10 protein-coding genes are annotated in these 12,616 nt (G+C 52.2%); 7 read left to right on the top strand and 3 right to left on the bottom strand.

What is annotated here, in order from left to right; genetic code table 11:
* Positions 1-89: 89 nt before the first annotated feature.
* Together lysP and cirA are read left to right on the top strand one after the other, a co-directional pair.
* Positions 90-1,559: a lysine-specific permease gene (gene lysP, locus ACLJZ5_RS04820; RefSeq protein WP_000534999.1), complete on the top strand. Its 1,470-nt coding sequence runs from the start codon at positions 90-92 to the stop codon at positions 1,557-1,559.
* A gap of 344 nt (positions 1,560-1,903) precedes the next feature.
* Positions 1,904-3,895, top strand: a complete 1,992-nt coding sequence (gene cirA, locus ACLJZ5_RS04815; RefSeq protein WP_000488249.1) for a catecholate siderophore receptor CirA — start codon at positions 1,904-1,906, stop codon at positions 3,893-3,895.
* 43 nt (positions 3,896-3,938) lie between these two features.
* Here cirA and ACLJZ5_RS04810 read toward each other — a convergent pair whose 3' ends face one another.
* The gene (locus tag ACLJZ5_RS04810; RefSeq protein ID WP_000023806.1) at positions 3,939-5,261 is read right to left on the bottom strand and encodes an MFS transporter; all 1,323 of its coding nucleotides are present in this window, start codon (positions 5,259-5,261) and stop codon (positions 3,939-3,941) included.
* Between the two features lie 32 nt (positions 5,262-5,293).
* Positions 5,294-6,181, bottom strand: coding sequence for a phosphoserine phosphatase SerB (gene serB / locus ACLJZ5_RS04805; RefSeq protein ID WP_000022914.1), 888 nt, complete (start codon positions 6,179-6,181; stop codon positions 5,294-5,296).
* A gap of 216 nt (positions 6,182-6,397) precedes the next feature.
* Here serB and ACLJZ5_RS04800 point away from each other — a divergent pair, with 216 nt between their 5' ends.
* Together ACLJZ5_RS04800 and ACLJZ5_RS04795 are read left to right on the top strand one after the other, a co-directional pair.
* A complete protein-coding gene (locus tag ACLJZ5_RS04800) occupies positions 6,398-7,765 on the top strand; it encodes an L-serine ammonia-lyase (protein WP_024798156.1) in 1,368 nt (455 codons plus the stop codon).
* 4 nt (positions 7,766-7,769) lie between these two features.
* Positions 7,770-8,159 (top strand): helix-turn-helix domain-containing protein, encoded by a 390-nt coding sequence (locus ACLJZ5_RS04795; RefSeq protein ID WP_000876817.1) that lies wholly within the window; start codon positions 7,770-7,772, stop codon positions 8,157-8,159.
* Here ACLJZ5_RS04795 and fghA read toward each other — a convergent pair.
* Positions 8,148-9,005, bottom strand: coding sequence for an S-formylglutathione hydrolase (gene fghA, locus ACLJZ5_RS04790; RefSeq protein WP_000425488.1), 858 nt, complete (start codon positions 9,003-9,005; stop codon positions 8,148-8,150). The two genes, ACLJZ5_RS04795 and fghA, sit on opposite strands and share 12 nt — an antisense overlap.
* A 329-nt stretch (positions 9,006-9,334) precedes the next feature.
* Between fghA and folE the strand changes: the two genes are divergently transcribed.
* From folE to galS, 3 genes are all read left to right on the top strand, one after another.
* On the top strand, positions 9,335-10,003 hold the full coding sequence (gene folE, locus ACLJZ5_RS04785; RefSeq protein WP_001139611.1) for a GTP cyclohydrolase I FolE: 669 nt from the start codon (positions 9,335-9,337) through the stop codon (positions 10,001-10,003).
* A 14-nt stretch (positions 10,004-10,017) separates the two neighbouring features.
* On the top strand, positions 10,018-11,160 hold the full coding sequence (gene yeiB / locus ACLJZ5_RS04780) for a DUF418 domain-containing protein YeiB (RefSeq protein WP_024798155.1): 1,143 nt from the start codon (positions 10,018-10,020) through the stop codon (positions 11,158-11,160).
* Positions 11,161-11,309: 149 nt separating this feature from the next.
* Positions 11,310-12,332, top strand: coding sequence for an HTH-type transcriptional regulator GalS (gene galS / locus ACLJZ5_RS04775; RefSeq protein WP_000628634.1), 1,023 nt, complete (start codon positions 11,310-11,312; stop codon positions 12,330-12,332).
* Positions 12,333-12,616: the final 284 nt, after the last annotated feature.

Below are 12,616 nucleotides of genomic sequence, written 5' to 3'. Positions count from 1 at the left end.
GGTCTCTTATAACCGCGCATTTGTGTCGGAAGGATAGTATTTCGTCTGTTACAATCGCGCCTCATTTTTTGGATGGATAGCATTTTCACATGGGTTCCAAAACTAAAACCACAGAAGCGCCCGCGCTACGTCGCGAATTAAAGGCGCGTCACCTGACGATGATTGCCATTGGCGGCTCCATCGGGACAGGTCTTTTCGTTGCATCTGGTGCGACAATTTCTCAGGCGGGGCCAGGCGGCGCGCTGTTTTCTTATATTCTGATTGGTTTGATGGTCTACTTCCTGATGACCAGTCTTGGCGAGCTGGCGGCCTATATGCCGGTATCTGGCTCGTTTGCGACATATGGTCAGAACTATGTGGAAGAAGGCTTTGGTTTCGCGCTGGGCTGGAACTACTGGTACAACTGGGCGGTGACTATCGCTGTTGACCTGGTTGCCGCACAATTGGTGATGGGCTGGTGGTTCCCGGACACGCCGGGCTGGATCTGGAGCGCGCTATTCCTCTGCGTCATTTTCTTGCTGAACTACATTTCCGTGCGCGGTTTTGGCGAGGCGGAGTACTGGTTCTCGTTAATTAAAGTCGCGACCGTTATTATCTTCATCATCGTTGGCGTAGCGATGATTATCGGTATCTTTAAAGGTGTTGAGCCGGTCGGCTGGAGCAACTGGACGACGGGCGATGCGCCTTTTGCTGGCGGTTTTGCGGCAATGATTGGCGTCGCGATGATCGTGGGCTTCTCTTTCCAGGGAACTGAGCTGATTGGTATTGCCGCCGGGGAATCTGAAAACCCGGAGAAGAATATTCCGCGCGCGGTGCGTCAGGTGTTCTGGCGTATTCTGCTGTTTTATGTTTTCGCGATTTTGATTATCAGCCTGATCATTCCTTATACCGATCCAAACCTGCTGCGTAACGACGTCAAAGACATTAGCGTCAGTCCGTTTACCTTAGTGTTCCAGCATGCGGGCTTGTTGTCTGCGGCGGCGATAATGAATGCGGTTATCCTGACGGCGGTACTGTCTGCGGGTAACTCCGGGATGTATGCCTCGACCCGTATGCTCTACACCCTGGCCTGTGACGGTAAGGCCCCGCGTATTTTTGCGAAATTGTCCCGCGGCGGCGTACCGCGCAATGCGCTTTATGCCACCACCGTGATTGCCGGTCTTTGCTTTTTGACCTCAATGTTCGGCAACCAGACGGTCTATCTGTGGCTGTTGAACACCTCCGGTATGACGGGCTTCATCGCCTGGCTGGGGATTGCCATTAGCCATTATCGCTTCCGTCGCGGTTACGTGATACAAGGGTATGATGTGAATGATTTGCCGTACCGTTCCGGGTTCTTCCCGCTGGGGCCGATTTTCGCCTTTGTACTGTGCCTGATTATTACGTTGGGGCAGAACTACGAAGCGTTCCTGAAAGATACCATCGACTGGGGCGGCGTCGCGGCGACCTATATCGGTATTCCGCTGTTCCTGCTTATCTGGTTCGGCTACAAGCTGATAAAAGGCACGCATTTCGTGCGCTATAGTGAAATGCACTTCCCGGAACGCGTTAAAAAGTAACGCGGTATTCTCGTCATAGGCCGGATAGGCTTTATGCCGCTATCCGGCACGGACTGCCTGAACCTGACCCTTCTAACCCTCTCATTCGAGAGGGTTTTTTGTTTTTTCTTTATGATTGGTTCAAATGACATAATTATTAACAATTAAATTGATAATTATTATCGTTTGCTTTATCGTTACGCTCGAAATCAGAAAGGATGAAGATTCGGGCGCGACCGTCACTCATGAGCCCGACTCGCCTGCATAAAAAGAGTTCGCCGTGATAACCGTTATCGCAGGCGAAACGTAATGCGTTGTGAGCGATAACCGATTTTTTTGTCGTATTTACCTCATGGAGAAATGGAATGTTTAGGTTTAACCCTTTCGTTCGGGTAGGGCTTTGTATGTCCGCAGTTACGTTGGCCTGGCCGGTTGCCGCGGCAACGGATGATGGTGAAACCATGGTCGTTACCGCGTCCGCCATCGAACAAAATCTGAAAGATGCGCCAGCAAGTATCAGCGTCATTACCCAGCAAGATTTACAGCGCAGGCCCGTGCAAAACCTGAAAGATGTCCTGAAAGAGGTGCCGGGCGTACAGCTCACTAACGAAGGGGATAACCGTAAAGGCGTGAGTATTCGTGGTCTGGACAGCAGTTATACACTGATCTTGATCGACGGTAAGCGCGTTAACTCCCGTAACGCGGTCTTCCGCCATAATGATTTTGATCTGAACTGGATACCGGTTGACGCTATCGAACGCATTGAAGTGGTGCGTGGCCCCATGTCCTCGCTGTATGGCTCCGATGCGCTGGGCGGCGTGGTCAACATTATTACCAAAAAAATTGGTCAGAAATGGCACGGTAGCGTCACGGTTGACTCCACTATTCAGGAACATCGCGACCGTGGCGATACCTATAACGGTCAGTTCTTTACCAGCGGTCCGCTGATCGACGGCGTGCTGGGAATGAAAGCCTACGGTAGCCTGGCGAAACGCGAAAAAGACGAGCAGCAGAGTTCCGCCACCACCGCTACGGGTGAAACGCCGCGCATTGAAGGATTTACCAGCCGGGATGGAAACGTCGAGTTTGCCTGGACACCAAACGAAAATCATGACGTTACCGCAGGCTATGGTTTTGATCGCCAGGACCGGGACTCCGACTCGCTGGATAAAAACCGTCTGGAACGGCAAAACTACGCGTTGAGCCATAACGGACGTTGGGATCTCGGCAATAGCGAGCTCAAGTTCTACGGCGAAAAGGTGGAAAACAAAAACCCCGGCAACAGTAGCCCTATCACGTCAGAAAGCAATTCGATTGACGGGAAATACGTTCTGCCGTTAGCGTCTGTCAACCAGTTCCTCACCTTCGGCGGCGAATGGCGTCACGATAAACTGAGCGATGCGGTCAACCTGACCGGCGGTTCCAGTACTAAAACCTCCGCCAGCCAGTATGCTCTGTTCCTTGAAGATGAGTGGCGCATCTTCGAACCGCTGGCGCTGACCACCGGTATTCGTATGGATGACCATGAAACCTATGGCGATCACTGGAGCCCGCGTGCTTATCTGGTTTATAACGCAACGGATACCCTGACGGTGAAAGGTGGGTGGGCCACGGCCTTTAAAGCGCCGTCGCTATTGCAATTAAGTCCGGACTGGGCGACCAACTCCTGCCGTGGAGGATGCCGCATTATCGGTAGCCCGGATCTGAAACCTGAAACCAGTGAAAGCTGGGAGCTCGGCCTTTATTACCGTGGCGAAGAAGGCATACTGGAGGGCGTGGAAGCGAGCGTTACCACGTTCCGTAACGATGTGGACAATCGCATCAGCATTAGCCGTACCGCTGACGTTAACGCCGCGCCCGGCTATTCCAACTTTGTCGGTTTCGAAACCAACAGTCGGGGACAGCGCGTTCCGGTCTTCCGTTATTACAACGTGAATAAAGCGCGTATTCAGGGCGTGGAAACCGAGTTGAAAGTTCCGTTTAACGAGGCGTGGAAACTGTCGTTGAATTACACCTATAACGACGGACGCGACGTCAGTAATGGCGGGAACAAGCCGCTTTCCGATCTGCCGTTCCACACCGCGAACGGTACGCTGGACTGGAAACCGGTGCAGCTCGAAGACTGGTCATTCTACGTATCAGGGAATTATACCGGGCGTAAGCGGGCCGACAGCGCAACGGCGAAAACGCCGGGCGGGTACGTGGTCTGGGATACCGGCGCGGCATGGCAGGCGACGAAAAACGTTAAACTGCGTGCGGGCGTTCTGAACGTGGGCGATAAAGATCTCAAACGCGACGACTACGGTTATACCGAAGACGGACGTCGTTACTTTATGGCGGTGGATTACCGTTTCTGACAGAGACTGGCGACAGCCGCGTTTTGCCGCTGTCGCCAGAATGTTATAACCGATGCAGCCTGGAGAGCAGCGCCAGCGACAGAGTCGTTAGCAGAATGGCGATCAACGCATAGATATAAACGCCCGACCACGCCCAGCTATTTTTCACCATAATTACCGGCACACCGGCCATTGCCGCGCCGACATAGCTGAACAATCCCCGAAAGCCGGTAATCGATCCCGCCGCATCCTTATGGGTCACATCCAGACAGCCGACGGCAAAAAGCATATGCGGTCCGTATAAGGCGAAGCCCATGATGGTGAACAGAATCGCGGTGAGGGTGTAAGAGGTATCCTGAACCAGCGGCACCAGCACGATGCATATGCACAGCGCTAACGCGAAGATTAATCCGGTCATCCAGCGGTTACTTTTGAACATAAAGTCAGACAAGTAGCCTGCCAGCAACCCACCCGCCAGTCCGCCCGCCTCAAACCAGGAAATAATCGAGTTCGCTTTTATCAGGCTCCAGCCGTGAACCTGCGAATAGTAAATCTGCGGCCAGTCGTTAAGGATGGTGCGCGCAATATAAACCGACATATCACCGATAATAATGATCCATACCAGTGGATTGGTCAGGATATATTTCACAAAAATCTGCCAGAAGCTCAGGTTGACCGGGCTGGCCTTGACCTGGGCCAGTTCCGTCGGGTCGTTACGCCACTGCCCCACGTTGGGCAAACCTAACGTACCGGGACGATCTTTAATGGTAAATAGCGCCACTATCCCCATCAGCAGCGAAATGGCGCCGGGAACATAAAATCCCATTTTCCAGCTACCGCTAAAGGCGATAGCAAAACTGGTCAGCAGCGGCGCGAGGCTGCCGCCGATATTGTGCGCCGCTTCAACGATAGCCCACCAGCGTCCCCGTTCGTTTTTCGAAAACCACGAGGCCATAATTTTCGCCATCGGCGGAAAGCTGGTGCCCTGTAAGATCGCGTTGAGACTGTACAGCACGTAGAATGCCGCCACGCTGTCGGAAAAGCCGAACAGAATATTTACAATCCCCACGCCAATCAGCACCGGGCCGGTCATGGCTTTCGGGTTAATTTTATCGACCAGCATCCCGCCGACAAACTTCATTGCGCCATAAAGAATGTAAAAAATGGAAGACATAATGGCGAAGTCTTCTGCGGTCAGCGACGTTTCCGTCAGCATGGCCGGCATCGCGGCGGAGAAGTTTTTACGGGTAAGATAAAAGACGGCATAAGAGATAAAGACCGAGGCGATAATCTCAAAACGAAATTTTTTATAGGTCTGGTCTATCTCTTTTTTCTCTTTTACAATCGGCTTATCGGGCTGGCTGAAAATAAATGTTTTTATACTCATTTTAAAATTCCCTTCCGGCGAGGTGAGTCGCGTTATAATTCATCTTCAATAAGAAAAAGAAGCAATTCGAAACCGTGATAATTAATCTGATGGTGGATTTTTTCCCGTACAACCGGCTTCGCTTTCCAGGCAATACCGGTGCCAGCATGTTCTAACATCGGCAGATCGTTGGCGCCATCACCGCAGGCAATAATATTCTCCGTGGCAATATTTAACCGGGCAGCCAGGTCAACCAGCGTCTGTTTTTTGTTTGCGGCATTCATAATCGGCAAGGTAATGTTATCCGTCAGAACGTTATCGCGTATTTCAACCGTATTCGAAAAGGCATAATCCAGTTGATACCGTTCTTTTAGACGCTGGGTGAATATATCCAATCCCCCGGAGATAATCGCGGTTTTAAATCCTTTGGCCTTGATGACTGGCAGAATAGTTAACAGGCCTGGCGAAAGGGTCATGCGATCGCATACGGCGTTCAGCACTGCTTTCGGTGTGCCTTTCAACATTCCGATACGTCGGGTAAAACTGGCGTTAAAATCAAGCTTGCCCTCCATCGCCTGTTGGGTAATGGCGGTGATTTGCGTCGACATGCCAAGCTCGCGGGCAATTTCATCCACGCCTTCTTCCGCAATAAATGTCGAGTCCATATCAAACGCGATAATACCGTTAGCAGGCAGTGGCTGCGGCTTAATAAAAAAATCAAACTGCCATTGCAATGAGAGTTCGCGTAAATAGCGATAAAATTCAGGCGTCAGACATTCCGCTGGCAGCGTAAGCTTTAAATAAGCGGTATTGATAAGCGCGGCATAACGTTTATCAAATAATAGCGGAAACGGCATGGTGACGGCATTAAATAACGTTTCCTGTAATTTTTTCTGAAACGTATCGATATCCTGTGTAGTAATAAAATAAATAATGCTCATATGATAACTCCCTTAATTTACGGGTATTATAATGGCTCTTTTGCGGCGTGGAATCTCGTGCTATCACAGATATCACAGCCAGAAAAGGGCTAAAAAAGCGTTGTTTTTGATACCAGGTAAAGTTCAGACACAAAAGGTATCACTTTTGATATGCCAACTGTGCGAGGATGTTATTTATTACTAAACGCGAATGACACTGAAAGGATTGATATAACGATGGAGAGTTGCCTTGATATATTCAAAATAGTAATAGGTCCATCCAGCTCACGTACCGTAGGGCCGATGCGCGCCGCCTGTCACTTTATTTCATTGCTCAGAGAACAAGAGACGTTGCCGCTAATTCGGGAAATTGAAATCGAGCTGTATGGCGCGTTATCGTTAAGCCGCAAGTGCCACAATGTGGATACCGCCCTGTATCTTGGGCTGCTGGGTTGCCAGCCGGAGAATGTCGATCTCCGTTCGCATATGGCGGTGATTAAGCGTGCGGAAAATGAAAACAAAATCGAACTCCCGCTCTCCGACGCGGGCGGAATCACGATAAAAGTCAAGATTATCGCCAATCACCAGGCGCATCCTGGCCATCCTTATGCCATGACGTTTCGCGCCAGAGATGATTATTTCACGGTGTATGAAGAGACCTGGTTTTCGACCGGCGCCGGACAGGTTCGCAAACATGGCGAGCCGCTGACGCCATCGCTTCCTTTGCGTACAGTGTCGCCCTTTGAATTTAGTCATGCCGCGCAGTTGCTGGCGCTGTGCCGACGTAATGGCCTGTCCGTGGCGGCGCTGATGATGAAAAATGAGCTGTGCCGCCACTCGCCACAGACGTTGCAGAATTATCTGGCGCAAATATGGGACGTGATGCAGCAGGCGGTTTATCGCGGCCTGCATACTGAGGGGGTATTACCCGGCCCCTATCAGGTACCGCGGCGCGCCTGTGCGTTACATAAGACGTTACAGGCTAACCGCTCCGCCAGCGATTTTTTAACCGCGCTGAACTGGGTCAATGCCTTCGCGATTGCGGTAAGCGAAGAAAATGCCAGCGGCGGACAGATTGTTACCGCGCCAACCAATGGCGCGTGCGGCATTATTCCGGCAGCGCTCTGCTGGTATGATAAATTTGTCACGCCGCTGGAATCCGGTGCTCTGACCCGTTTCTTCCTGACCGCCGCCGCTATCGCGATATTGTTTAAACAAAACGCCTCTATTCTGGGATCTGAAGTTGGCTGTCAGGGGGAAGTCGGCGTGGCGTGCTCAATGGCGGCGGCGGGCCTGGCTGAACTGATGGGCGCATCCGTGGAGCAAACGCTGAGCGCCGCTGAAATTGCCATGGAACATCATCTGGGATTGACCTGCGATCCGCTGGGCGGGCAGGTACAAATTCCCTGCATAGAGAGAAACGCCATCTCTGCCGTGAAAGCGATAAACGCGGCGACGATGGCGATGAGTCGCGTAAGCGAACCCTGTATCTCGCTCGATGAGATCATTGCTGCGATGTACGAGACCGGTAAAGACATGAGCGCTAAATACCGTGAAACGTATCATGGTTCGCTGGGGAAAATTCAGCCGCGCAAGAGAGGGTAACAGCGTGAAATACAATACGATGAATAACGACGAGATTATCCTGTCGTTGTGCGCCCGCTTAAAGGAGACGCGCCTGTCTCTTTCGATGACCCAGCAGCAGCTTGCCGATCGCGCGCACGTTGGCATCGCCACCATCAAGCGTATCGAGAAGGGGGGAGGGCTCAATCTTGATACGTTAATTTCTCTCCTGCGGGCGCTGGATAAGTTGCATAATCTCGATGCGGTGCTGTTTGAATCCGAGCTGCGTAATTTTCACGAAAGTTATGAAGGCGGAGAGGGCAGCGGCCGCCTTCAGGTACGCCAGCAGGCCGCGGATTTAAATAATAAATCTTCCGCGCCGCAGTCGGAGGAGGTGAATTACAGCGCGGCGCTGGAAAATTCATTATGTTGGTGACGTCTCACGCTCGTCCCGTAAATACCGGGCATGAAAGCGCAGATGGTCCTCGATGAAGGACGCAATAAAATAATAGCTATGATCGTAGCCAGGCTGGATTCGTAGCGTCATCGGCCAGGCGGTTTGCCGCGCGGCTTCCGCCAGTACGGCGGGCTGAAGCTGATCGGCGAGGAATTGATCGCTGTCGCCCTGATCGATGAGCACAGGAATGGCGTCCTGCGGCTGGCTGGCCAGCATTAATTCGCAGCTATCCCACTCAGTCCAGGCTGATTCATCTTCGCCGAGATAAGCGGTAAGCGCTTTGATTCCCCACGGCACGCGGCTGGGGTTGACGATAGGCGCAAAAGCAGAGACGCTGGTGTATTTGCCCGGATTTTTCAGCGCCATGATTAATGCGCCGTGGCCGCCCATCGAGTGCCCGCTGATGGCGCAACGGTCGCTGACGTTAAACTGTGTCTGGATAAGCGCCGGAAGCTCATCGCGCAGGTAATCGTACATGCGATAATGGCTGGCCCAGGGCGGCTGTGTGGCATTGAGATAAAACCCGGCGCCGTGGCCTAAATCGTATCCGCTATCGTCGGCGACCTGTTCACCGCGTGGACTGGTATCCGGCATCACCAATACAATGCCCAGTTCTGCTGCGATACGCTGCGCGCCTGCTTTGGTGGTAAAATTCTCATCATTGCAGGTCAACCCGGACAACCAGTACAGTACCGGAGGCGGTTCATTATCCTGAGTCGGCGGAAGAAAAATGCTGAATGTCATGGCGCAGTTTAGCGTGGCGGCATGATGACGCCAGCGCTGCTGCCAGCCGCCAAAACATCGGTGCTCTTCGAGCATTTCCATGCGGGGGCTCCTTTTATGGTGAACCTGATAAGGTATGCAGATTCTTCATAATACAGATTATTCACCGCGTTGTGAGTAACTTTCACTTCCGTAATACATAAACATGCTTCATCATTTAAATAACATTTAGTTAACAACTATACCCTTTGTCCTGCCATCATTCTCGCACCGGAAAAGATGTCATGAAAGGCAGCGACAATTTCAACAATTATGGGCGTGAATACTGGATTATGTGCGCTACCTCACGCACAATAATCACACTGTCACAATATTGACAAACTTTGCCCCATGCAGGGCAGAGGCGCCACACCTGCAGGAGAACACGATTAATGCCATCACTCAGTAAAGAAGCGGCCCTGGTTCATGATGCGCTGGTTGCCCGGGGGCTGGAAACGCCGCTGCGCCCGCCTATGGATGAACTGGATAATGAAACGCGAAAAAGCCTTATCGCAGGGCATATGACTGAGATTATGCAGTTGCTGAATCTCGATTTGAGCGATGACAGTCTGATGGAAACGCCGCATCGTATCGCTAAGATGTACGTTGACGAGATTTTCGCCGGCCTCGACTATGCCAATTTCCCGAAAATTACCCTCATTGAAAATAAAATGAAGGTGGATGAAATGGTCACCGTCCGCGATATCACGCTGACCAGCACCTGTGAACATCACTTCGTGACCATTGATGGCAAAGCGACCGTCGCGTATATCCCCAAAGATTCCGTGATCGGCCTGTCGAAAATTAACCGCATCGTGCAATTCTTCGCCCAGCGTCCGCAGGTTCAGGAACGTTTGACCCAACAAATTCTGACGGCGCTGCAAACCTTGCTCGGCACCAATAATGTAGCGGTATCGATTGATGCGGTGCATTACTGCGTGAAAGCGCGCGGTATTCGTGACGCAACCAGCGCCACGACGACGACGTCGCTGGGCGGATTGTTTAAGTCCAGCCAGAATACGCGCCAGGAGTTTCTGCGTGCCGTTCGCCATCATCCATGATTAAGGCGGAGACGATGGAGCGTAATGTCACGCTGGATTTTGTACGTGGCGTCGCTATCCTCGGTATCCTGCTTCTTAACATTAGCGCCTTTGGATTGCCGAAGGCGGCTTATCTCAATCCCGCCTGGTACGGCGCGATCGTTCCCGAAGATGCCTGGTCCTGGGCGATTCTCGATATTGTGGCGCAGGCTAAATTTCTTACGCTGTTCGCGTTGTTGTTTGGCGCGGGGCTACAAATGCTGCTTCCGCGTGGTAAACAGTGGATTCAGTCGCGTTTAACGCTATTGGTACTGTTAGGTTTTATCCATGCGTTATTCTTTTGGGACGGCGACATTCTGCTGGCCTACGGTCTGGTCGGATTAATTTGCTGGCGACTGGTACGCGACGCGCCTTCGGTAAAAAGCCTGTTCAATACCGGCATACTCCTTTATCTGGTCGGGATTGGCGTGCTACTGCTGCTGGGCGTGGTATCGAGTAGCGAAACCAGCCGCGCCTGGACGCCGGATGCGTCGGCAATATTGTATGAAAAATACTGGAAGCTGAACGGCGGCATGGAGGCTATCAGCAACCGGGCAGAGATGCTGTCAAATAGTTTACTGGCGCTCGGCGCGCAGTATGGCTGGCAACTGGCAGGTATGATGCTGCTGGGCGCCGCGCTAATGCGTAGCGGCTGGCTGAAAGGTCAGTACAGTCTGCGGCACTATCGCCGTACCGGGGTTCTGCTGGTGGCGTTAGGGCTAATGATCAACCTGCCTGCGGTCATTTTACAATGGCGGCTGGACTGGGCGTACCGCTGGTGCGCCTTCTTATTGCAGGCGCCGCGCGAACTGAGCGCGCCGTTGCAAACGCTGGGCTATGCCGCGCTGATGTTTGGCTTCTGGCCGCAGCTTAGCCGATGCAGACTGACGCTTGCCATTGCCTGCGTAGGGCGAATGGCGCTGACCAATTATCTGCTGCAGACGATCATCTGTACCACACTGTTTTATCCGTTTGGCTTATTTATGAAATTCAATCGACTGGAACTCTTGTTCTTTGTCGTTCCGGTATGGGCAATAAACCTTCTCTTTTCCGTCATCTGGCTACGTTTCTGGCGACAGGGACCGGTCGAGTGGTTATGGCGTCAACTCACGTTGCGCGCGTCAGGATCGCTCAGATAACGATCTGGATCACATTCATTAACAAAATGGCTGTAATCGTTTCCATCCCTGTGATGTTTCTCACGCAGCCCTGGGCAGGGTGCTGACAAAATAGCCGCCTGCTAACGGGGCATTTGCGAGCATTTTTGAACTCAAACAGGGCAGTGAATATGATCACCATTCGTGATGTAGCGCGCCAGGCTGGCGTGTCTGTAGCGACCGTTTCCCGCGTACTGAATAACAGCGCGTTGGTCAGTCCCGACACCCGTGACGCCGTTATGCAGGCCGTCACCCTGCTAGGATATCGGCCAAATGCGAATGCGCAAGCGCTGGCCACCCAGGTGAGCGACACCATCGGCGTCGTGGTCATGGATGTTTCCGATGCCTTTTTCGGCGCTCTGGTGAAAGCCGTAGATCTGGTCGCGCAGCAGCACCAGAAATATGTTCTCATTGGCAACAGTTATCATGAGGCGGAAAAAGAGCGTCATGCGATTGAAGTCTTGATCCGCCAGCGTTGTAACGCATTGATTGTTCACTCAAAAGCCTTAACCGATCGCGAGCTGAGCGACTTTATGGATCAGATCCCTGGTATGGTGCTGATTAACCGTATCGTGCCGGGTTATGCGCATCGTTGTGTCTGTCTCGACAATGTGAGCGGCGCCAGAATGGCGACCCGAATGTTGCTGAATAATGGACATCAACGCATCGGCTACCTGGCCTCCAGCCACCGTATTGAAGATGATGCGATGCGCAGAGAAGGGTGGCTACACGCGCTGCAAGAGCAGGGGGTTGCTGCGTCGGAGAGCTGGATTGGCACCGGCACGCCGGATATGCAGGGCGGCGAGTCGGCAATGGTTGAGTTGCTGGGACGCAATCTGCAACTGACGGCGGTATTTGCCTATAACGATAACATGGCGGCGGGCGCGCTGACGGCGTTAAAAGATAACGGCATCGCCATTCCCTTGCATCTGTCTGTCATCGGTTTCGATGATATCCCTATTGCTCGTTATACCGATCCTCAGTTGACTACCGTGCGCTATCCTATTGCTTCTATGGCGAAAATCGCGACCGAGCTGGCGTTACAGGGGGCCGCAGGCACCCTGGATATCACGGCGACGCACTGCTTCATGCCGACGTTGGTACGGCGCCATTCGGTGGCGTGGCGACAGAATGCGGTACTGATCACTAACTGATTACGCACCGCATGTAACCGTTTTCAATCTGTGAGTAAATTCACAGTTTATTAACATTGTGATAGCTATGATGACAACGTTTGTCGCACTGTAACTAATGTGTAACAGTTAGTTGTCAGTTTTGCTGGGGTATTTCGCTTATAAAAACCGTTATCACAATATCCCGCGACTACCGGACAAAAATAAAGAGTTGAATAAGAGCCTATCCCATTAGGGCTATTTTACTTGCCATTTTGGACCTGGGCAGTGCTCGCCAAAACGCGTTAGCGTTTTGAACGCCGCTA

This window comes from Salmonella sp. 5800 (assembly GCF_046558195.1).
GTDB lineage: Bacteria > Pseudomonadota > Gammaproteobacteria > Enterobacterales > Enterobacteriaceae > Salmonella > Salmonella enterica.
Note: the sequence above shows the minus strand (reverse complement) of the source record. Positions and strands in the feature narration are given on the sequence as shown.